The organism is Plantactinospora sonchi, from assembly GCF_036422035.1.
GTDB classification, from domain to species: domain Bacteria; phylum Actinomycetota; class Actinomycetes; order Mycobacteriales; family Micromonosporaceae; genus Plantactinospora; species Plantactinospora sonchi.
This window is the reverse complement of sequence record NZ_JAZGQK010000027.1, coordinates 80834-102901: the sequence shown is the minus strand read 5'-3', so window position 1 is coordinate 102901 and position 22068 is coordinate 80834. Positions and strand designations below refer to the sequence as shown.

Here is a 22068-nt window from a genome sequence, read left to right as displayed (position 1 = left end):
GACCGGACCGGCGGCCAGCACCAGCTCGTTCTGGGCGGCGACCCGACTCGTCGCCGGCCGGGAGATCACGGTCCGGCTGCGCGACAAGACCTTCCTGTTCAGCACGGTCTTCTTCCTGCTGTTCGCGCTCGGCTCGGCGGTCGTGCCGGCGATGTTCGCCGGTGACAGCTCCACCGTGGCGGTCGCCGCCGGCCCGGAGGCGGCCAGCGTGCTGGACCGGGCCGGCCTGGAAGTGGTCGCCGCGCCCGACACCCAGCGGGCCGAGCAGCTCGTCCGGGACGGGGACGTCGACGCCGCCGTTGTCGCGGGCGACGGTCCGGGCGGGATCCGGATCCTCGCCATGAAAGAGGCTCCGGACGATCTGGTGTCCGCGCTGAGCAGCTCACCGCCGGTGCAGTTGCTCGACCCGGACGCGGTCGACCCGGTGGCGGCCTTCCTGATCCCGTTCGCCTTCGGGATGGTCTTCCTCTTCGCCTCGCTGAGCTTCGGCATCCAGATCGCGCAGAGCGTGACCGAGGAGAAGCAGACCCGGATCGTCGAGATCCTGGTCGCCGCCGTACCGGTCCGGGCGCTGCTGGCCGGGAAGGTGCTCGGCAACGGCGCGCTGGCGCTGGGCCAGGTGGCGCTGATCGGGCTGGTCTCGGTCGTCTCGATGCGGCTGATGGACTCCGGCCCGCTGCTCGGCCTGCTCGGTCCGGCGATCGGCTGGTTCATCCCGTTCTTCGTGGTCGGGTTCGTGCTGCTGGCCTCGCTCTGGGCGGTCGTCGGTGCGCTGGTCAGCCGTCAGGAGGACATCTCCGGGGCGTCCACCCCGATCCAGATGCTGGTCATGATCCCGTTCTTCGCGGTCTCGTTCCTCAACGACAACCCGCTGGCCATGGCCGTGCTGTCGTACGTGCCGTTCTCCGCGCCGACCGCGATGCCGGTGCGGCTGTTCGCCGGCGACGCCGCCGGCTGGGAGCCGTTCCTGTCGCTGCTCGTGCTGCTCGGCGCCGCGGTCCTGTGCCTGGCGCTCGCCGCCCGGCTCTACGAGGGGGCACTGCTGCGGACCAACGGCAAGACCTCGGTACGGGTCGCCTGGCAGGACCGGGAGATGCGTTCCGCGGCCTGACCGGCCGGGGTTGACCAGACAGAGTCAGGGTCGTTTCGCGGCGAGGCCGGCACAGCGCCTCGCCGCGGCGATCCGGCTCTCACTCCGGCCCCGGGTCACTTCCGGGTCAGTCGGGCGAGCAGTTCCAGCTGTCGGGGGTCCTGCAGGGCGGATCCGACGGCGACCACCCGGCAGCCGGCGTGCAGGAAGTCGGCGGCGTTGTCGGCGTCCACTCCGCCGGTGGCGACGAACCGCACGGTGGGGAACGGCGCGAGCTGGGCCCGGATCCAGCCGGCACCGAGCTGCGCGGCCGGGAACGCCTTGAGCCAGGTGTGACCGGTACGCAGTGCCTGGTTGATCTCCGAGGAGGTGGCCACGCCGGGCAGATGCGGCAGGCCGAGAGTGGCGCATTCGGCCGCCACCTGCGGGTCGTACCCGGGTGCCACGGTGAAGGCGGCGCCCGCCTCGTGCACCGACCGGGCCTGCTCCGGGGTGACGACCGTGCCGGCGCCGACCGGCCGGCCACGGTCCCGGCCGGCGGCGAGGGCCGCGTGCAGGGAGGGCAGCGCGTCGGTGCTCTGCACCGGCACCTCCACCACGTCGACGCCGATGTCCCAGGCGCGTTGGCAGAGTTCGACCGTCTGCGCGGGCGGCAGGCCGCGCAGGATCGCCATCACCGGCTGGTCGGTGAAGAGGGTGTCGAAGAAGGGTGTGGAGTGGGTGTCCACCTCGGCTCCGTTCATGGTCGGCGGTCCGCGTTCCACCCGAGGTCACGGGAGATCGCGGTACCGGTCTCGGTCAGGTCGGGCAGGTACTCGCGGAGTTGCCGCAGCGGAGCCAGCGCCCGCAGCGCGGTGATCGACACCGCCGCGACGACCCGGCCCCGGGCGTCCCGGACCGGCACCGCCACGCAGTTGACGAAGTCCTCGAACTCGCCGTCGTCCTCCGCCCAGCCACGCTCGGCGATCCGGTCCAGCTCCGCGCGGAACGCCTTCGCGCTGGTGATGGAGGTGGCGGTGTGCGGCCGGAAGCTGATCCTGGCCAGGAACCGGTCCCGGGCCTCGTCGTCGAGGTACGCCAGGACGGCCTTGCCGACGCCGGAGGTGTGCGGGTCGACCGTCTGACCGACCCGGGACCGCATCCGTAACGCTCCCCGACCGTCCACCTTGGCCACGTAGACGATCTCGTCGTCGACGAGTTGGGCGAGGTGCACGGTGTGGCCGTACCGGTCACCGAGCCGGACCAGGTGCGGGTGCGCGATCGGGTGCAGCTCCAGGTGGTCCACCGCCTGGTGGGCGAGCGCCACCATGCGGAAGCCGACGGTGTACCGGCCGGCCACCGACCGGGCGAAGCCGCCGGCCTCCAGGGTCTGCAGCAGCCGCAGCGCGGTGGACTTGTGCACTCCCAGGTGCTCGGCGACCTCGCCGAGCGAGCGGGGCCGCTCCGCGAAGAACTCGATGATGCTCAGGGCACGCTCGACGGTCTGGGACACGTGGTCGCTCCCGGTCAGGCCCGGGTTGCGGCCGGCCGGTCCGTACCGTGCCAGACGTCCGACGTGGTGCCGAGTTCGGCGCAGATCGTCTCCACCGGGGGCAGACTGGCGAAGTCGCCGACCGAGCCGAGCGCCGCGGTGGCGACCAGGTGCCCGAGCCGGAGCCGGGCGGTCTGGTCGAGCCCGCGCAGCGCGCCGGACAGCCAGCCCGCCGCGAAGGCGTCGCCGGCCCCGACCGGCTCGACCACCTCCACGCGCCGTGCCGGTACGGTCGTCGTCCCGCCGTCGTGGAACGCGACGGCGTCCACCGCCCCGTTCTTCACCACCAGGGTGCCGGAGGCGCCGAGCAGGTCGCGGACCTGCTCGGGGGTGTGCACGTCCCAGAGCCGGGCCGCCTCGTCGAGGCCGACGAAGACCACGTCGGCGAGCCGGGCCAGCCGGAGCAGTTCGGCGGCCTCGTCACCGGTCCAGAGTGCGGGCCGGAAGTTGACGTCGAAGGAGATCAGTCGGCGCCCGGCCGGCCGGCTCGTGATGAGCTGGTCGACCAGGTCCCGGCAGGTCTCGGAGAGGGCCGGGGTGATGCCGCTCAGGTGCAGTACCGGGGCCGGTACCTCGGCGATCCGGTCCGCGTACGCCCGGTCCATACCGGCGGCGGCGGATCCGCGCCGGTAGTAGTAGACGCGGGTGCCGTCCGGCCCGGGATCCTTGAGATAGACGGCGGTCGGCCGGGTCGGGTCGACCTCGACCAGCGAGGTGTCGACACCGACCTCGGCGACCTGACTCACAACAAGATCACCCAGCGGGTCGGCACCGACCCGGCTCGCCCAGGCGGCGCGGTGGCCCAACGCGGCCAGGAACATCGCGACGTTGGACTCGGCGCCGCCGGCCCGGAGGACGAACGTCGACTCCGCGTCCAGCCGTCCGCCGGGCGTCGGAGTCACCATCACCATGGTCTCGCCGACGCAGACGGCGTCGAGGTGTCGCGGGTCGTCCGAGGTCGGTACCGAGATCACCGCAACCCACCCTCTCCGTTGCAGATGTTGCAACGCGCTACTCGTCATGCGCATCGCCGGATGCGGGGCACCACCCTAGACCAGCAGGTGCCGGGACCGCCAACCCGGACGGTCAACGCGGCAGCGGCGGGGCCAGCCAGCGCAGATGCCCGTCGGCCCGGAGCAGCGGTACGGCGACCTCCAGCTCCGGACCGTGGAACGCCAACTCCTCCCGGGCCACGACCAGCCCGTGGTGCGGCGCGGACGGTGGCTCCTGCCACACGTGGTAGAGCGGCCCGTCGTCGCCGATCGAGTCGATCGCCCGGTCGAAGGCCGCCCGCCGCACGGCCGGTACGTGCATTCGGGTCGCCGCGTGGAAGACCACCCGCGGCTCGCCGGCCGGCAGGCTCCGGCCCAGCCGGGGGCAGACGTCGACGGCGTCGCCCGCGATGACGGTGGGCGGGTCCGCCGCGACGCTGTCCAGGGCAGCCTCCAACAGCGTCGCCGCGTCCCGGTCCTCGGGCCAGACCAGGGCCCGGAGCCACCGCCGGTCGCGCACGTCGGTCACGTCCACCGGATGCAGGTCCACCCCGGTCCGACTCGCGATCCTCGGTACCTCGTCGAGGTCCGGCGGCGGCGAGTCGCCCCGCCACCGGCTGTCGACGGTGAGCGGCGCGTCGGCCGGACCGAAGCGGTGCTCACCGATGGCGTACCGGTAGCGGTCGACGTGCAGGTGGATGCCGGCGCTCGCACCGACCTCGACCAGGTGCACCGGTCCCGGGCAGTGTTGCCCGACGACCCAGAGGGCGTACCGCAACCCGACCACCCGGCGTACCACGTTCGTCTGCACCAGCCGGGTACGGATCACCTCCGTCACCGGATCCTGATACCTTCGGCAGAAGTCGAGCAGGGCGGGCCCGGCGTCCGCCGGATCGGCCGCCGACGCGCCCATCAGCGACGGATAGAACCGCCGCAGCGGGTGTGGCACCCCGCTCAGCAGCAGATAGTGCACCGCCCCGAAGAGCAGGTACGACGGTTGCTGACCCTGACGCCGGTGCACCAGCAGGTCGAGGATCTCCGGTTCCTCCGCCACCACCGGGCAGAGCGCCCGGTAGAGCGGGGACGTCTCGAACACCTCGGGCGACTCCGCGAAGTGTGCCGACAGGCGCCCGATCTCCCGGCTTGAGGCCATACCCCTCCCGTCGACGGTGTCCACGTCCCGCTCCGCGACTCCCCCGTAGATGCTCCGTCGGAGGTGTTACCGGACGGGTGCCCGGGCGCCGTGTCCGGGCTGTGAGTTGAATTACCAATCGCCGGACGGGGAATGCCGCCGGAGCCCTGCGGTTGGTCGCTGTTGTGATCTTCTCTGTCCGGGCCCGCAATGCCCGGCACCAGCCGAAAGGACGCCATGACCGTCACCGGTGAGCACGTCGAGGCGCCCGCGCCACCCCGTACCCCGGGCGACCTGATGAGCCGCGCCCAACGGCTCAGACTTGTTCTTGTCCTCGGCTCGTTGATCGCCATCGGGCCGTTGACGATCGACATGTACCTGCCCGCGCTGCCCTCCATCGCGACCGACTTCGAGACGCCGTCGGCGGCGGTGCAGCTGACCCTCACCGGAACCCTCGCCGGGCTCGCCTTCGGCCAGCTGTTGATCGGCCCGTTCTCGGACGCCGTGGGCCGGCGTACGCCACTGCTGGCCGGGCTGGCCCTGCACATCGTCGCCTCGGCGCTCTGCGTGATCGCGCCGAACATCGGGGTGCTCGGCACGCTGCGGGTGCTGCAGGGGCTGGGCGTCGCCGCCACCTCGGTGGTCGGCATGGCGGTGGTGCGTGACCTGTTCAGCGGTTCCGAGTTCGCCCGGATGCTCTCCCGACTCATGCTGGTGATGGGCGCGGCACCGGTGCTCGCACCCACCCTCGGCAGCGAACTGCTGCGCTGGACGCAGTGGCAGGGCGTGTTCGTCGCGCTCGCGATCTTCGGCCTGCTGTTGATCACCGTGGCGGCGCTCGGGCTCCCCGAGACACTGCCCCCGCGGCGTCGCCGGCGCGGCGGGGCGCTGGACACCGCACGGACGTACGGTGGGCTGCTGCGGGACCGTACCTTCCTGGGACTCGTCCTGGTCGCCGGGCTGGCGATGGCGGCGCTGTTCGCGTACGTCTCCGGGTCGTCCTTCGTCTTCCAGGAGCAGTACGGCCTGAACGAGCAGGAGTTCGGATTCGCCTTCGGCGCGGGCGCGATCGGCCTGATCACCGCCACCCAGTTGAACGTCCGGCTGCTGCGCCGGTACTCGCCGCAGCGGATCCTGGTCACCGCGCTGGTTGTCGGCAGCCTCGCCGGGTTCGCGCTGCTCGGTTTCGCCGTCACCAACTACGGCGGCCTGCCCGGCATCCTGGCGTCGCTCTGGGTGGTGCTGGCCGCGTCCGGGCTCGCCATGCCGAACGCTCCCGCGTTGGCGCTGAGCCGGCACGGGGAGGCGGCCGGCACGGCGGCGGCGCTGCTCGGCGCGGTCCAGTTCGGCGTCGGCGCGGTGGCGGCACCGCTGGTCGGGGTGCTCGGCAACGGCAGCGTCGGGATGGCGCTGGTGGTCGTCGGCGGGATGGTGTCGGCGCTCACCGTCCTGGTGGTCGTCGTCCGGCCGGCCCGGCTCCCGACCGCCGACCTCGCGGTCGCCACCGCCGCCCTGCACTGAACCCCGCAGGCGTCGCGCCCCGCCCCGGCGCGCGGGACCGCCCCGGCGGTATCCGCCGCCGGGGCGGCGCGTACCCGGGGGCGGGGCGGTCCCGCGCGGCGGCGCGTCCTCCCCGGCGGCGTCGGGCGGTGCACCGTCGGGAGCGGCGGTCCCGTCACCTCACGGTCACGCCCGCTGCGGCACGGTGAGGATCTCGGCTCCGTCGTCGGTGATGGCGATCGTGTGTTCGCTGTGTGCTGTCCGGCAGCCGGTCGCGCTCCGCAGGGTCCAGCCGTCGGCGTCGGTGACGAGCGTGGCGGTGTCCGCCATGACCCATGGCTCCAGGGCCAGCAGGAGCCCGGGACGCAGCCGGTATCCGCGACCGGGCTGGCCCGTGTTCGGGACGTGCGGGTCCTGGTGCATCGTCGATCCGACGCCGTGACCACCGAACTCGGTGTTGACCGAATATCCGGCCGCGCGGAGGACCGAGCCGATGGCGTGCGAGATGTCACCGATCCGAGCCCCCGGCCCGGCTGCGGCGATTCCGGCCCGCAACGCGCGCTCGGTCGCGTTGATCAACGCGACGCTCTCCGGCGGCTCCGTGTCACCCACCACGAAGCTGATGGCGGAGTCGGCGACAACTCCGCCCTTGGCGACGGCGAGGTCGAGCGACAGCAGGTCGCCGTCGGCGAGCGGATAGTCGTGGGGAAGCCCGTGGAGTACGGCGTCGTTGACCGACGTGCAGATGTAGTGGCCGAACGGCCCGCGTCCGAAGGACGGCTCGTAGTCGACGTAGCAGGACTGCGCACCGGCCTCGACGATCATGGCCTGGGCCCACCGGTCGATGTCCAGGAGGTTCGTGCCCACCTCGCAGCGGCTCTTCAGGGTCTGCAGGATGTCGGCGACCAGGGCGCCCGCCTGCCTGGCTCGGGGTAGTTCGCTCGGGTTCAGGATCTCGATCATGCGATGCCCACTCGGTCAGCCAATAAGTATCCCGGCCATATTATCCCGGTACTAGAATCGGATCCATGGTCAGGTTGCCGCTCACTCCCGCGGAGGTCGAGCGCGGGCAGCGCCTCGGTGCCCTCCTGCGTCGCGCCAGGGGAAAACGCTCGATGCTCGGTACCGCACTGGCCGCGGGTGTCTCGCCGGAGACCCTTCGGAAAATCGAGTCCGGTCGGGTGGCCACCCCCGCCTTCCCGACCATCGCCGCGATCGCCGACGTCCTCGGCCTCTCCCTCGACGCGGTGTGGTCGGAGATCAACCGACCGGAGGGCAGGGTCGAGTTCGCCGGGTCGGGCCACGACCCCGCGCACCGGTTGGCCTCCTGAGTCCCGCGGCGAGAGATTTCCCGGGAGCGGCCGGCTCTGCGTCAACCAGCGCGAATGCTCCGTGCTGCTGCGCAAGGCGGCCACGCTGGGCTGACCTCTCCCGCGCCGCTGGCAGGGGCGGGTCACGCCGTCAGCCGAAGCGCACCCGGGCAGCCGTGGTCAGCGGTCGCGGTCGGCGGACCGGGACGTGGAAGCTACCGGTGGCGGCGCTTGCGAGCGGCTCCGCCGTGGCGGACCGGGTTGCCACCGCGCGCCCGGGACGCCGTACCGCGCCGGGCCGGGTCCGGCCCGGCTGACGACGCCGCCCCAGCGGCCGCCCAATGCGCCGGGTGGGTCAGCCCCGGCGGCAGAGCAGTGCCGGCATCTCCACGGGCCGCGTCGAGCTGGGACTGGACCAGGAAGATGCTGCCGGTCAGGTTGGCGCCCCGCAGGTCGGCGCCGCGCAGGTCCGCCCCGGTCAGGTCGGCCAGGTGCAGGTTCGCGCCGCGCAGGTCCACCCCGATCAGGTACGCCCCGCGCAGGTTGGCACCGCGTAGGTCGACCCGGCGCAGGTCTGCGCCGATCAGGTCGGCGCCGCGCCGATCGGCACCCGAGGCACCGCCCCGGACCAGATCACTGGTCCTGACCAGCAGGGTGTTCACGTACCGGCGGTGGTCGTCGACGTCGAGGGCGACCAGGGCCTCCGGCCCGCTTCGGGTGAGGGCCACGGTCCGGTCCCGGGCCACCCCGAGGTCGTCCGCCAGGCTGTCACCGGGCTGCGGCGCCGACGCCTCGGTCAGGGCCAGCGCCTCGGTCAGGTAGTACAGCAGCTCGTGCAGGTGCCGCATGACCGGGAAGACCGCGAACATCGGCCCGGCGAGCGCCGGCTCGTCCCGCCAGGTGCGTCCGCCGAAGGTCACCTGGGTGACCTGCTGCCCGGCACCGAAACAGTCGAAGACCGTACATCCGGCGAAGCCCCGGTCGCGCAGCTGGGTGTGGATGCCGCAGCGGAAGTCGTCGCCGAGATTGGGGCAGGCGTGACCGGCGGGCTTGTCGATGGCGAAGTCGGCCGAGGCGGCGAAGGCGGGGACCACACAACACAGGCCGGCGCAGCGGCCGCAGTCGGCACGTAGCCCGGGCCGGCCGTCCGCCGGGCCGCCGGTGGGTCCCGCCGGGTCGCCGGCCGATCCGACCTGGTCGTCACGCCCGGCGGCTGTCGCGTTCTCCGCGCTCACGATGACCTGCTCCCCCGATCCTCGGCCACCCGGTTGTCGGGCTGAGCTGGGACAAAGGGTACCGGCCGTCCGCTGGCGGGGCTCGCCGCGCAAAGGTTCGGATGATCCACTCCTGCAGGCCAACCGGCATTCATCCCCGGCCTCTACCGTCCGATCGATTTCCGGCTACGAGATGAGGAGCGATGGGAGTTATCAAGCGGGTCGGCGTGGGCGCCGCGGTCGCCGCCCTGGCGATCACCCTGCCGGGTGCGGCGTCGGCCGCGAACCGGGGTGACTGGGGGCGGGCCGAGCTGGTGCGGTTCGCCGTGTTGCCGGCCGAGACCTACGTGCCGGGCAGCGAGCCGGCCGGGTCCATGCTCGGCACCGCGCCGGTCAACGGGATCAGCGCGCCCTTCGCCGACCAGCCCGTCCAGGGCTTCAGCGGCGTACTGCGCAACAGCGACGGCACCTTCGACGTGCTCTCCGACAACGGCTTCGGCAACAAGGCGAACAGCGGGGACTTCCTGCTGCGGATCCAGCGGGTCGCGCCGGACTTCGGCACCGGTCGGGTCGACGTGCTGGGTGGGCTCAACCTCACCGACCCGAACGGCAAGGTGCCGTTCCCGCTGACCCGGCCGGACCGGGTGCTGACCGGCTCCGACTTCGACGTCGAGTCGATCACGCGTACGGCGGACGGGACCTACTGGATCGGTGACGAGTTCGGGCCGTACCTGCTGCACTTCGACCGGGCCGGCCGGCTGCTGGACGCGCCGGTGCCGCTGCCCGGGGTGTTCGCACCGGAGAACCCGGGCCGGGGAACCACGCCGTCCAACCTGAACAGCAGCAAGGGTTTCGAGGGGATGGCGCAGTCCCCCGACGGCCGTTTCCTCTACCCGCTGCTGGAGGGCACGGTCGCCGGTGACCCGGCCGGCTCGCTGCGGTTCAACGAGTTCGACCTGACCACGGCGGCGTACACGGGTCGGCGCTGGACGTACCAGCTGGACGCGCCGGGCAACGCGATCGGTGACGCGATCGCCGTCGACCGGGACCGTTTCCTGATCATCGAGCGGGACAACGGCGAGGGCGCCACGGCGGTGACCAAGAAGATCTACCTCGCCGACCGGCGGGACCGCGACCGGAACGGCCAGCTGGACAAGACGCTGGTGGCCGACCTGATGGACATCAACAACCCGAAGCGGGTGGGTGGGTTCGACAAGCGGTTCACGTTCCCGTTCCAGACCATCGAGGACGTGGTCATCCTCGACGACCGCACCATCGCGGTGCTCAACGACAACAACTTCCCGTCCTCGGCCGGTCGTACCCCGGGTAAGGCGGACAACAACGAGTTCATCGTGCTGAAGCTGGACCGTGACCTCGACGCGGACAAGCGGATCCTGAACCGCCGCTGACCCGCCGGCCGACCTCGGCGGCGGTGCGGCGTGGACGCACCGCCGCCGGGGTCGGCGACTCAGCCGGCCCGGCCGGCCGGCTGCGGCTCGGGCTCCGGGCCCGGCAGCGGGTCGCCGGTCTCCAGCAACGTCTTCAGGCTGGAGAGCAGCTCGGACCAACCGCCGCCGACGCTGTCGAGCAGGGCACTGTCGGGGGCGAAACCATCGTGTACGACGGTCAGCCTGACCACCTCACCCCGTGGCTCGATCTCGAACCGCACCTTCGTACGCGGTTCCTCGGCCAGTTTGGCGACCTCGGCCGGATCCATGTCGTACGCCTTGGCGAACTCGGGCGTGAAACTGTGCCAGGTGTAGGAGAGCAGCCGGTAGGGCTCGGCCTCGAGCACCACCTGGGCCGGGTCGGCGATCCGTACGTCGTTCGGCAGCATCCAGGCCACCTCCGAGCCGACCTGCCAGTCGGATCCGAAGGTGACCCCCCAGTAGCGGCTGGTGAAGGCGGGGTCGGTCAGCGCCTGCCAGAGGCGTTCCGGGGTGGTGCGGATGAAGGTGGTGTAGACGAATTCACGGGTGGCCATGGGCGCCTGCTCCAATGCTCGTTTGAGGTCGGCGAGGGCCGTCACCCGCCCGCGTTCGTACCGCTGGATCCAGCGGTCGGTGATGGCGTTGATCGGCTCCGCGTTGAGGTAGTGCAGCTTCTCCCGGCCGCGCCACAGCGTGGTGACCAGGTTGGCCGCTTCCAGCACCGCCAGGTGCTTGCTCACGGACTGCCGGGTGGACGCCATCCCGGCGCAGAGTTCACGCAGACTCTGCCCGTTGCGGGCGTTGAGGGTGTCGAGCAGTTGTCGCCGGGTGGCGTCGGCGAGCGCCCGGAAGACCTCGTCCATGTTGTCGTTCCCGGCGCGCACCGCCTGTCCACCTGCCCGTCCCGGTCCTGAACCAAACATGCAACCAATCGGTTGCCTGAACAATAGGCAGCCGATTGGTTGCATGTCAACCGGATCAACCGAGGCGCCGGCCCGACCGGCTCGGCGGGACAGGACCCGACTCAGCCGGGCAGGGTCACCCCGCCGATCGGCGCCAGCACCTCACCCGTGTAGTACGACGAGAGCTGGTCGCTGGCGAAGAAGACGTACGACGGGGCGATCTCGTCGGGTTGGGCCGCCCGCCCCATCGGCACCTGCTGGCCGAAGTCCTGCACCTTGTCGGCGGGGAAGGTGGCCGGGATCAGCGGGGTCCAGACCGGGCCGGGCGCGACGCAGTTGACCCGGATCCGCTTCTTGATCAGTGACTGGGCCATCGAGTACGTGAACGCGATGATCGCGCCCTTGGTGGCCGAGTAGTCGATCAGATGGTCGTTGCCCTTGAGCCCGTTGATCGAGGCGGTGTTGATGATCGCCGAATTCTCCGGCAGGTGTTCGAGCGCCGCCCTGGTCACCCGGTAGTAGGAGTGGATGTTCACCGCGAAGGTGTGCAGCCACTGCTCCTCGGAGATCTCGGTCAGCGAGTTCGCGTTCTGCTGGTAGGCGACGTTGTTCACCAGCAGGTCCAGGCCGCCCAGTTGCGCCACCGTCTGCGCCACGACCTCCCGGCAGTGGTCCGGCTCGGCCAGGTTGCCGGGAAGCAGCACGCAGCGGCGCCCGGTCGCCTCGACCAGCTTCGCGGTCTCCCGGGCATCGTCGTGTTCCTCCAGGTAGGCGATCGCGACGTCGGCGCCCTCCTTGGCGAAGGCGACCGCCACCGCCCGGCCGATCCCGGAGTCACCGCCGGTCACCAGCGCACGGCGCCCCTGCAGCAGGTCCCGGCCGGTGTAGTCGGCCATCCGGTCGCGGGGGCTCGGCGCCATCTCGTCCGACTCCCCGGGGTACGGCTGCTCCTGTGCTGGCGGTTGGGGCATATCGTCGAAAGAGTTCATTTCAGGCCGATACCCGTGGTTTCCGGCCGCCAAACGCCGGTGCACCCGCCGGGGACCTCCCGGGGCAGGGTCAGTCGCAGAGCAGGTCGAGTACGGCGCGCTCGGCGGCGGGCCCGGGCGGCACGTCGGCGAGCGGGGCCAGCCGCCCGGCGTGGTAGAGGTCGAGCAGGCGCGGGTCGACGTACGAGGCCCGGGCCACCGCCGGGGTGTTGCCGAGCAGGTCCGCCACCTCCCGCATCACCGCCGCCGTCGCCCGTCGCCGTCGGGTGGCGGAGGGCTCCGGACCGGTGGCGGCGAGACGGGTCGCGGCCAGCACGGTGGCGTGCCAGGTACGGAAGTCCTTGGCCGTCATCTCGCAGCCACCGGCCTCCCGCAGATACTCGTTCACCTCCTCGGCCCGTACGTCGTGCCACCGGCGCCCCTGCCAGTAGGCGAACAGTCGTTCCCGTCCCCGGTGCCGGCGGCGCAGGTCGCGCAGCACCTGGCAGACCTCCGGGTCGGTGATCCGGCGACGCTGCTCGATGCCGCCCTTCGCCGGGAACTCGAGTACGACACAGCCGCCGCCACCACGGACGTGGTCGGGCCGCAGCGTCGCCACCCCGAAGCTCGGCGCCTCGCCGCTGGCGTACCGGTCGCCGCCGATCCGGAACATGCCCAGGTCGAGCAGTCGGACGATGGTGGCCAGCACCCGGGGTCGGGTCAGTCCCCGGCCCCGCAGGTCGCTCTGCACGTGCTTGCGGAGGTCGCCGAGGTGCTCCGCGACCTCCAGCACGTGCGCGAACTTCTCCCGGTCCCGTCTGGCCCGCCAGACCGGGTGGTAGAGGTACTGCCGCCGCCCCGCCTCGTCGACCCCGGTCGCCTGGATGTGGCCGCGCGGGTCCGGACAGATCCAGACATCCCGCCAGGCCGGCGGAATCGCCAGCTCCCGTAGCCGGCTCAGCTCGGCCGGATCGGCGATCCGTCGCCCGTGCCGGTCCAGGAAGGTGAATCCCCGGCCGTGCCCCCGCCGCCGGTGGCCCGGCGCGCCCGGGTCAGCCCGCCGCAGCCGCATCGTCACTCCGCTGTCGCACGGCTCCGCCGATACCCCGCCCGAATTCCCACTACACCTGGGAGACGACCGCACCGCCCGAATTCCCACCACACCTGGGAGACGACCGCCCCGCCCGAATTCCCACCACAGCGGGGAGACCACCGCCCCCGCCGGATCTCCACCACGGTCGCGCGCGCTGCCCGGCATCCCGACCAGCCCTCCGCCACACCGCGCGAGGCCGGTTGATCATCCCGGATCGCCGGTCGCCGCATACCCCGGTCGGGCGTGGTGAAAAGCTGAGGGCATGAGTTCCGACAACGCACCGGCCGCTCCACCAGTCGATCCGACCCCGAACGACCCCGACGACGGCCCCGGCACCTTCGCCGACCTCGGCCTACGGACCGAACTGCTGGAGGCGCTGACCGCGCTGGGCTACGAGGAGCCGACGGCGATCCAGCGGGAGGCGATCCCGCCGCTGCTCGCCGGACGTGACCTGCTCGGCCAGGCGGCCACCGGAACGGGCAAGACGGCCGCGTTCGCGCTGCCGCTGCTGCAGCGGATGCCGGCGGACCGCTCCGGGGATCCACTGGCGCTGATCCTGGTGCCGACCCGGGAACTGGCCGTGCAGGTGTCGGAGGCGATCCACCGGTACGGCCGCGACCTGGGGATCCGGGTGCTGCCGATCTACGGCGGACAGCCGATCGCCCGGCAGCTGCGGGTGCTCGACGGCGGGGTCGACGTGGTGGTGGCGACCCCGGGTCGGGCGCTGGACCACATCGCCCGGGGCACGCTGAGGCTCGGCCAACTCGGCACCGTGGTGCTGGACGAGGCGGACGAGATGCTCGACATGGGATTCGCCGAGGACATCGAGGCGATCCTGCAGCACGTGCCGGAGCAACGGCAGACGGTGCTCTTCTCCGCCACGATGCCCAGCCGGATCGACGGGCTGGCCCGGCAGCACCTGCGGGAGCCGGTCCGGATCGAGATCGCCCGGCAGCCGACCCCGTCCGGCGCCGGCCCGCTGGTCCGGCAGATCGCGTACGTCGTCGCCCGCGCCCACAAGGCGGCGGCGCTGGGCCGGGTCCTCGACGTCGAGTCGCCGACCGCCGCGATCGTCTTCTGCCGCAGCCGGGAGGAGGTCGACCGGCTCACCGAGACGATGAACGGCCGGGGGTACCGGGCCGAGGCACTGCACGGCGGCATGACGCAGGAGCAGCGTGACCGGGTGATGGGGCGCCTGCGGGCCGGTACGGCGGACCTGCTGGTGGCGACGGACGTGGCCGCCCGGGGGCTGGACATCGAGCAGCTCACCCACGTGGTCAACTACGACGTGCCGTCGGCGCCGGAGTCGTACGTGCACCGGATCGGCCGGGTCGGCCGGGCCGGCCGGCAGGGGGTGGCGATCACCCTGGCCGAACCCCGGGAACACCGGATGCTGAAGACGATCGAACGGACCACCGGGCAGCGGATCTCGATCGACAAGGTGCCCACCGTGGCCGACCTGCGGACCCGACGGTTGGAGATGACCCGGGCCGCCCTGCACGAGAGCCTGCTGGAGGACAACCTCGACCCGTACCGGGTGATCGTGGAGACGCTCACCGACGAGTTCGACGTGATGGAGGTGGCGCTCGCGGCGGTGAAGCTGGCCCACGAGACCACCGGCGGCAGCGTCGACGAGGAGGACATCCCGCAGATCGGGTTCCGTGTCGAGCGGGACGGCCGGCCCCGCCGGGACGGCGGCGGGCGGGACGGCGGGCGCGACGACCGACGTGGCGGCCGCCCCCGCCCCGGCGGCATGACCTGTCTCTTCATCGGGGTGGGACGGCGGGCCGGCATCCGGCCGCAGGATCTGGTCGGTGCGATCACCGGCGAGACCCGGGTCAGTGGCCGCGAGATCGGGGCGATCGAGATCGCGGACCGGTTCTCGCTGGTGGAGGTGCCGAACGCCGCCGCGGCCGAGGTGATCGCGAAGCTACGGCAGAGCACCATCAAGGGCCGCCGGGCGACGGTACGCCGGGACCGGGAGGACGGCCGGGACCAGTGACATCGGGCCGGGACACGGGGGCGCGGCGGGGTAGCATGAAACATCGACCGTCGTTGATATTCGCGGAGGTGGCCCGATGGCTTCGCCGTTTCCCCGACCCCGGCCGCCGCGACCGGTCCGGACGCGACGCCGCCCACTGACCGCCCTGGTCGCCCTGGCCCTCGTCACCACGACGGTCACCGGGCCCGCCCGCGCCGCCGCCCCGACGACGGTGCGGGTGGACAACCCCTACCTGGGGGCCACGGCGTACGTGAACCCGGAGTGGTCCGCCCGCGCCCGCACCGAGCCGCTCGGCGCCGCGGTCGCCGACCAGCCCACCGCGGTCTGGCTGGACCGGATCGGCGCGATCGACGGCGCCGGCGGGGCGATGGGGCTGCGGGCCCACCTCGGGGCGGCGCTCGGGCAGGGCGCCGACCTCGTCCAACTGGTCCTCTACAACCTGCCGGGCCGGGACTGCGACCGACGGGTCAGCCAGGGCGAGCTGACCGCGACCGGACTCGGCCGGTACCGCACCGAATTCATCGACCCGATCGCCGAGATCCTCGCCGACCCGGACCACGCCGGACTGCGGATCGTGGTCGTCGTCGAACCGAACTCGCTGCCCAACCTGATCACCCACACCTCGCCCCGGCCCACCGCGACCGCCGGCTGCGACCAGGTCCGGGCCGCCGGCAGCTACCTGAACGGAATCGGGTACGCCCTGGCCCGGCTCGGCGCGATCGGCAACGTGTACCCGTACCTCGACCTCGGGCAGCACGGGCGGCTCGGCCGACCGGCCGACCTCACCCCGATCGCCCAGCTCTACTCCGCCGCCGCCCTAGCCGGGGGCGGCACCCTCGGAAACGTGCACGGCTTCATCGTCAACACCGCCGACCACGCGCCGCTGACCGAGCCGTTCTTCCAGGTCCACGACGTGGTCAACGGCGAACCGGTGACCGGCACCCGGTGGGTCGACGGCAAGGTCTTCGTCGACGAACTGCCGTACGCGCGACAGTTGCGCCCGTACCTGGTCGGTGCCGGGTTCTCCACCGACGTCGGGTTCCTGGTCGACACCTCCCGCAACGGCTGGGGCGGGCCCGACCGACCCATCGGCCCTGGTCCACTGACCACCGCCGAGGAGTACGTCGACGCCAGCCGGATCGACCGGCGGGGCTGGGACGGCAACTGGTGCAACCAGACCGGCGCCGGGATCGGCGCCCGTCCCGTCGCTGCTCCGGCCGCCGGCATCGACGCGTACGTCTGGGCGAAGCCGCCCGGCGAGTCCGACGGGGCCAGCGACGTGCTCGGCGCCAACCGGCCGTACGAGCCGATGTGCGACCCGTGGTACCGGCCGCCGGCCGCCCCGTACGTCCGGACCGGGGCGCTCGGCAACGCTCCCCCGTACGGGCAGTGGTTCCCGGCGCACTTCCGGCAACTGCTGGCGAACGCCTGGCCACCGCTGCCGTAGCCCAGCCGTCCCTCCGGCCACGGTCGGCGGAGGTTCAGGACATCCGAAGCACGGCGACCGGGGCCGGCGAGTGGTGCAGCAGTGCCTGACTGACCGAGCCCAGCAGCAGCCCGGTGAAACCGCCCCGGCCCCGGGCCCCGACCACCACGAGTTCCACCCCGGCCGCCTGCTCGACCAGTACCTCGGCCGGGCGGCCCGGCATGGTCGTGCTGCGTACCGGAACGTTCGGGTACTTCTCCCCCCACCCGGCGAGCGCCTCGGTGAGCAACCGGGCCTCGGCCCCGGCCGGACCGTCGGCAGCCGGCCCTGACGATGCCCGCCCGTTCGCGCCGCCCGGCCGTCCCGGGCGGGTGACGTGCACCGTCGCGACCCCGAGGCCGTGCCGGTGGGCGTAGTCGAAGGCGAAGCCGACCGCGAGAGCCGACAGGTCGGAGCCGTCGACACCGACCAGCACCTCCCCGGGCACCACACTGGCGGCGGTCGACTCGTGAGCCTCGCCCCGGACGACCACGACCGGGCTGGCGGCGTGCGCGGCGACCTGGACCCCGACCGAGCCGAGCAGCAGACCGGAGAAGCCACCGAGTCCGCGACTGCCGACCACCACGAGGTCGGCACCGTGGGACGCCTCGATCAACGCCGCGGCCGGCGTACGTTCCGGCAGGTCGACGGTGACGGTGAGGCCGGGCGCGACGCGTCGGGCCCGGTCGGCGGCGCCGGCCAGGATCCGCTCCGCCTCCTGGCGCAGTCCGGCGTCGGGTGGGGCCATCGGGGCGGGGCCCAACGGGACGTGCAGCATCGGCCAGAGGAAGGCGTGCAGGATCCGCAGCGGCCGGCCGCGCAGCCGGGCCTCCTCGGCGGCCCAGTCCACGGCCCGCAGGCTCTCCGGCGAACCGTCGACCCCGGCGAGCACCCCGACGGTCGGCTGGCTGGTCATGATCGGCCCTTTCGGTCGGTGGGTGGCGACGAGCGCGGGGTTCCTGGGTCAAACGGTCCTACCGCGTCGGAGGTCACGTACCCGAGGAACTGTCCCGCCCGGAGACCGCGGCCGGCAGCCGCCCGGCGCGGACGCGCAGCTGGTCAGCTCAGTGCGGCCACCGCCGCGCGAAGCTGCCGACGCAGCTTCTCGTCCGCCCAGACGGTCTCGTTCCAGGTGCCGGAACGAACCACCCGTTCGTCGCGTTCGGCCAGCTCGCCGAGTCCGGGCACGGCCGTGGTCGCACCCATCTCCACCAGCAGCGCCACCGCGGCCGGGCCGCTGTCGGGGTCGGCGACGGCGGCCAGCAGCGGACCGACCAGGCCGGCCGGGTCCACGCCGTGCCGCCACAGCGCGCGGGCCGCCTCGACCCGGGCCCACCTGTTGTCCAGCGTCTCGTGCAGCAGCGGCCGCAACCGGTCGGCGGCGGGTGCCAGGTCGGCGGCCAACCGGGCGGCCTGCCGGGCCGAGGTGGCTCCGGCGCGGAGCGCGGCCTCGACGGTCGGCAGTACCGCCGCCGGGTCCCCGGTGGCCCGCCACACCACCCGGGCGGCAGCCACGCACGCCCAGCGAGCCGGAACGGTCCGGTCGGCCGGCCCGGTCAACGCCGGGCGCAACCGCGGCACCAGGGGCGCCGTCGCCGGGCCGGTCTCCGCGACGAGGTTCAGCTCATGTTCCAGGCTGTACGGCGGTGTCCGCCTCAACATCTCGGCCACGGCCCGTACCAGCGGTCCGGGATCGCCGGTGAGCCGCCAGACGGCGTACCCGGCGCGGCTGTCGCCGGTCCGGCGCAGGGCCGGGACGGCGTCGCGGGCGGCCGGTCCGATCGCGGCCAGCGCCAGCGAGGCGGGGGCCGGGGCGGTCGGCAGCACGGCGACGAGTTCGGGAATCGCCGGGGCGGCGTTCGGGCCCCAGCCCACCAGCGACATCACCGCCTCACTGATCGGATTGCCGGTCACGCCCGCGTCGAGCAGTGCGGTGATCCGCCGGCGCACCCCGTTCAGGGCGGCCGGATCGAACTCCGGCACGTGGTCGTCGAGCAGCGGGTCGGCGGCGGTCCAGTAGCCGGCCTCCCACGCGGCGAGCAGGGGCTGCCGCCAGTGGCTTCCACCGAGCCGGACCAGGACGGTGAGTGCGGTGGCCGCCGGTTCCGGGTACACCGCGAGGCCGCCGGTCGTGATCCGGAAGAACGGGTCGTCCGTCCGTTCCGGGGCGGCCGCGAGGCCACCGGCGGCGATCCTGGCCAACTCGTCGGCGACCGCCGAGGCAGCCTCGCCCGCGTGCCCGGCCGCGTCCACCGCCGCCGTGACCACCTCCCCGTCCGGGTCGGTCAGCAGCGCGCGCAGTCGGGGCATCAGCGCCACCGGCGCGGACCGCTTCGCCCGGAACCGGGAGAGCAGCGCGCGGGCCAGGGCCACCCGCCCGGCGGGTGCGGCGCCGTCCAGCAGCGCCGCCGCGAGCGCGTCGGCCGACCCGACGTCGAGCCGCCTCAGCACCTCGTTGAGCGGGCCGCTCTCCGCCCACGGGGTCCGCCATTCCCCGGCGGCGAAGGCGGCGGCCGCGGGAACCACGGTCTCCGGCGGCAGCGCGAGCCCGGCTTTCGCGTACGCGAGCACGGCCGCCGCCGGGACCGGGGCCGCCTCGCCGGTGGCCGCCGTACGCAGCAGGTCGACGCACTCGGCACCCTCGTGGTACGCGATGCCCATCAGCAGTGCGGCCCGGACCGTGGGGTCGGACTCGACGGTCCACCGGCTCCGGAGCGCCGCCGCGCTGTGTGGCCGGCAGCGGCCCAGCACGTAGGCGGCGCCGGCCCGGATCTCCGGGTCCGGATCGGCGAGGTGCGGCGCCAGGGCATCGCGGTGGTCGGCCACCGCCGTCTGGACCGCCGGCAGGTCGGGACCGCGACTCTGGTCCGGATCGGTGAGCATGCCGAGGGTGACGAGAAGCCGCTCCCGCTCGTGCACGCCGGGCGTGGTCGCCAGCTCGACCAGGAAGGGCACCGCCACCACGGTCACCGGATAGACGCTGCCCTGATGCCAGATGGAGGAGTGGAAGTCATGTCGGCCCGTCTCGGCGGCCTCCGGATCCGGGTCGGCCATCGCCCGCAGGAGAGCCGGCGCCTCGACGGCCGGGCCGTAGGCCCCCTCGTACGCCGACCAGTCGATCTCACCGAGTCCCGCGAGCATCCGGCCAATATAGAGGTCCACCCACACGACAACCCGGAAGCCCACGACGGGACCGACCGCCCCGTCCCGCCCGCCCCACCGGGCCCACACCGCCCGGGCCGGACGACCCTGCCCACATCCCGGGCGGGAGCGGATCGGCCGGGTCGACAATGGGACCACCGGCCGGTGGCGGCCGGTTCAGCCGAGAGGTCAGGTGAGCCGTGGCTCCCAGCGTGTACGTCGCCGGACTCGGACCCGGTGCGGGGAAGGCCACGGTCGCGCTCGGTCTCGCCGAGCTGCTCTCCCGGCGGGTCGCCCCGCTCGGGATGTTCCGGCCGATCGTGCCGGCCACCGCGGAGGACCCGGTGCTGGCCCTGCTCACCGCCCGGTATCCGGTCGCCGCCGGCTACCCCGACTCGTACGGGGTGACCGGTGTCGAGGCGGCCGGGCTGGCCGCCGAGGGCCGGCAGGAGGAGCTGATCGGCCGGATCGTGGCCCGCTACCGCGACCTGGAACGCCGGTGCGCGGCCGTGGTGGTGGTCGGCGGGGACGTCAACGACGGTGACGCCGGGGCACCGACCGGGCCGGACCGGCTGCTCGCCTTCCACGTCCGGCTCGCCACCGAGTTCGGCAGCGTGGTCGTGCCGGTGGTGGACGGCCTGGGCGGTACGCCCGAACTGGTCGCCGCCGCGGCCCGGACCGCGTACCACGACGTGGTGGAGGCGGGCGGCACGGTGCTGACCGTGATCGCGAACCGGGTGCCGCCCGGTACGCCGGCCCCGACCGGGCTGCCGGTGCCGGCGTACGCGATCCCGGAGGTGCCGGTGGTCTCCGCGCCGACGGTGGCGGAGGTGGCCAGCGCGCTGGACGCGACGGTGCTCTCCGGCGGGCCGACCGCACTGGACCGGGACGTGCTGGACGTGGTCGTCGGCGCCGCCCACGTGCCGGTGCTGCTCGACCATCTCACCGAGGGCTGCCTGATGATCACCCCGGGCGACCGGGCCGACCTGCTGGTCGCGGCGAGCGCGGCACACGCCGCCGGGGTGGTGACCCTCGCCGGGCTGGTCCTCACCCTCGGCGAACACCCCGACCCCCGGGCGGTACGGGTCATCGAACGACTCGGCACCGGCCTGGCGGTCCTGGTGACCGGCGCCGACAGCTACCACACGGTCAACGCGGTCGGGCGGATCGAGGGCCGGCTCTCCGTCGCCACCCCGCGCAAGGTCGACGCCGCGCTCGGCGCCTTCGAGGCGCACGTCGACGGTGCCGAGTTGTCCCGCCGGCTGGAGGTGACCCGGTCGCACCGGGTCACCCCGCTGATGTTCGAGAACGACCTGATCGACCGGGCCCGTACGCGACGCCGGCACCTGGTGCTGCCGGAGGGGACGGAACGGCGCATCCTGCGGGCGGCCGAGACGGTGTTGCGTCGGGACGTCGCCGAACTGACCCTGCTCGGCGACCCGGCCCAGATCACCCGTCGCGCCCACGAGCTGGGAGTGGACATCGGCCGGGCCCGACTGGTCGACCCGGAACGCAGTGACTGGCGCGACGACTTCGCCGCCCGCTACGCCGGGCTGCGCCGGCATCGCGGGATGACCCAGGAGCTGGCGTACGACCTGGTCCGGGACGTGAACTACTTCGGGACCCTGATGGTGGACGCCGGGCTGGCCGACGGCATGGTCTCCGGCTCCACCCACACCACCGCCGCCACGATCCGGCCGGCGTTCGAGATCATCAAGACCGTGCCCGGGGTGTCGGTGGCGTCCAGCGTCTTCTTCATGCTGCTCGCCGACCGGGTGCTGGCCTACGGCGACTGCGCGGTCAACCCGGACCCGGACGCGGCGCAGCTCGCCGACATCGCGCTCTCCAGCGCCGACACCGCCGCCCGGTTCGGCATCGAACCCCGGGTGGCGATGCTGTCGTACGCCACCGGGACGTCGGGCGCCGGTGCGGACGTGGACAAGGTCGCCGAGGCGACCGCGCTGGTCCGGATCCGGCGGCCCGACCTGCCGGTCGAGGGGCCGATCCAGTACGACGCCGCGGTCGACCCGACGGTCGCGGCGACAAAACTGCCGGACAGTCCGGTCGCCGGGCACGCCACCGTACTGGTCTTTCCGGACCTGAACACCGGCAACAACACGTACAAGGCGGTGCAGCGGTCGGCCGGGGCGGTCGCGGTCGGGCCGATCATGCAGGGGTTGCGCCGGCCGGTCAACGACCTGTCCCGGGGCGCGACCGTGAAGGACATCGTGAACACCATCGCGATCACCGCCGTCCAGGCCGCCGCCGCCCCGCCCGCCGACCAGGCCGGGGGTGTGG

The 22068-nt window shown here is 73.1% G+C and carries 17 protein-coding genes and 1 pseudogene; 7 read left to right on the top strand and 11 right to left on the bottom strand.

Annotation, left to right across the window (positions count from 1 at the left end; genetic code table 11):
• Positions 1 to 64 precede the first annotated feature (64 nt).
• Positions 65 to 1111, top strand: coding sequence for an ABC transporter permease (locus tag V1633_RS28315; protein WP_331217370.1), 1047 nt, complete (start codon positions 65 to 67; stop codon positions 1109 to 1111).
• Positions 1112 to 1206: 95 nt separating this feature from the next.
• Here V1633_RS28315 and V1633_RS28310 read toward each other — a convergent pair whose 3' ends face one another.
• From V1633_RS28310 to V1633_RS28295, 4 genes are all read right to left on the bottom strand, one after another.
• A complete protein-coding gene (locus V1633_RS28310) occupies positions 1207 to 1833 on the bottom strand; it encodes a bifunctional 4-hydroxy-2-oxoglutarate aldolase/2-dehydro-3-deoxy-phosphogluconate aldolase (RefSeq protein WP_331217323.1) in 627 nt (208 codons plus the stop codon).
• Positions 1830 to 2582, bottom strand: a complete 753-nt coding sequence (locus V1633_RS28305; protein ID WP_331217322.1) for an IclR family transcriptional regulator — start codon at positions 2580 to 2582, stop codon at positions 1830 to 1832. The genes V1633_RS28310 and V1633_RS28305 overlap by 4 nt, the downstream gene beginning before the upstream one ends.
• Before the next feature lie 14 nt (positions 2583 to 2596).
• The gene (locus V1633_RS28300; RefSeq protein ID WP_331217321.1) at positions 2597 to 3595 is read right to left on the bottom strand and encodes a sugar kinase; all 999 of its coding nucleotides are present in this window, start codon (positions 3593 to 3595) and stop codon (positions 2597 to 2599) included.
• 112 nt (positions 3596 to 3707) lie between these two features.
• Complete coding sequence (locus V1633_RS28295) at positions 3708 to 4766, bottom strand: DUF2332 domain-containing protein (protein ID WP_331217320.1); 1059 nt, start codon at positions 4764 to 4766, stop codon at positions 3708 to 3710.
• A 276-nt stretch (positions 4767 to 5042) separates the two neighbouring features.
• On the opposite strand from V1633_RS28295, the gene V1633_RS28290 reads away from it, so the two are divergent.
• The gene (locus tag V1633_RS28290; protein WP_407952121.1) at positions 5043 to 6266 is read left to right on the top strand and encodes a multidrug effflux MFS transporter; all 1224 of its coding nucleotides are present in this window, start codon (positions 5043 to 5045) and stop codon (positions 6264 to 6266) included.
• Between the two features lie 165 nt (positions 6267 to 6431).
• Here the strand turns inward: V1633_RS28290 and map are convergent, their stop codons facing one another.
• Entirely contained in the window at positions 6432 to 7208 is a 777-nt protein-coding gene (gene map / locus V1633_RS28285) for a type I methionyl aminopeptidase (RefSeq protein WP_331217318.1), read from the bottom strand.
• Between the two features lie 65 nt (positions 7209 to 7273).
• On the opposite strand from map, the gene V1633_RS28280 reads away from it, so the two are divergent.
• Positions 7274 to 7576: a helix-turn-helix transcriptional regulator gene (locus tag V1633_RS28280; protein ID WP_331217317.1), complete on the top strand. Its 303-nt coding sequence runs from the start codon at positions 7274 to 7276 to the stop codon at positions 7574 to 7576.
• Positions 7577 to 7770: 194 nt separating this feature from the next.
• On the opposite strand, the gene V1633_RS28275 is transcribed toward V1633_RS28280, so the two are convergent.
• Complete coding sequence (locus V1633_RS28275) at positions 7771 to 8658, bottom strand: pentapeptide repeat-containing protein (protein ID WP_331217369.1); 888 nt, start codon at positions 8656 to 8658, stop codon at positions 7771 to 7773.
• A 314-nt stretch (positions 8659 to 8972) separates the two neighbouring features.
• Here V1633_RS28275 and V1633_RS28270 point away from each other — a divergent pair, with 314 nt between their 5' ends.
• Complete coding sequence (locus V1633_RS28270) at positions 8973 to 10178, top strand: esterase-like activity of phytase family protein (RefSeq protein ID WP_331217316.1); 1206 nt, start codon at positions 8973 to 8975, stop codon at positions 10176 to 10178.
• Positions 10179 to 10237: 59 nt separating this feature from the next.
• On the opposite strand, the gene V1633_RS28265 is transcribed toward V1633_RS28270, so the two are convergent.
• From V1633_RS28265 to V1633_RS28255, 3 genes are all read right to left on the bottom strand, one after another.
• A complete protein-coding gene (locus V1633_RS28265; protein WP_331217315.1) occupies positions 10238 to 11083 on the bottom strand; it encodes an ArsR/SmtB family transcription factor in 846 nt (281 codons plus the stop codon).
• Between the two features lie 140 nt (positions 11084 to 11223).
• On the bottom strand, positions 11224 to 12090 hold the full coding sequence (locus V1633_RS28260) for an SDR family oxidoreductase (RefSeq protein WP_331217314.1): 867 nt from the start codon (positions 12088 to 12090) through the stop codon (positions 11224 to 11226).
• Positions 12091 to 12160: 70 nt separating this feature from the next.
• A complete protein-coding gene (locus tag V1633_RS28255; protein WP_331217313.1) occupies positions 12161 to 13141 on the bottom strand; it encodes a DNA topoisomerase IB in 981 nt (326 codons plus the stop codon).
• A 283-nt stretch (positions 13142 to 13424) separates the two neighbouring features.
• Here V1633_RS28255 and V1633_RS28250 point away from each other — a divergent pair, with 283 nt between their 5' ends.
• Together V1633_RS28250 and V1633_RS28245 are read left to right on the top strand one after the other, a co-directional pair.
• Entirely contained in the window at positions 13425 to 15164 is a 1740-nt protein-coding gene (locus V1633_RS28250) for a DEAD/DEAH box helicase (RefSeq protein WP_331217312.1), read from the top strand.
• Between the two features lie 76 nt (positions 15165 to 15240).
• Complete coding sequence (locus V1633_RS28245; protein ID WP_331217311.1) at positions 15241 to 16611, top strand: glycoside hydrolase family 6 protein; 1371 nt, start codon at positions 15241 to 15243, stop codon at positions 16609 to 16611.
• A gap of 34 nt (positions 16612 to 16645) precedes the next feature.
• Here the strand turns inward: V1633_RS28245 and V1633_RS28240 are convergent, their stop codons facing one another.
• Positions 16646 to 17545, bottom strand: coding sequence for a universal stress protein (locus V1633_RS28240; protein ID WP_331217310.1), 900 nt, complete (start codon positions 17543 to 17545; stop codon positions 16646 to 16648).
• Positions 17546 to 17688: 143 nt separating this feature from the next.
• The gene (locus V1633_RS28235) at positions 17689 to 19770 is read right to left on the bottom strand and encodes a HEAT repeat domain-containing protein (RefSeq protein WP_331217309.1); all 2082 of its coding nucleotides are present in this window, start codon (positions 19768 to 19770) and stop codon (positions 17689 to 17691) included.
• A gap of 200 nt (positions 19771 to 19970) precedes the next feature.
• Between V1633_RS28235 and pta the strand changes: the two are divergent.
• A pseudogene (gene pta, locus V1633_RS28230) lies at positions 19971 to 22040 on the top strand (phosphate acetyltransferase); the annotation flags it as partial.
• Between the last annotated feature and the right edge of the window lie 28 nt (positions 22041 to 22068).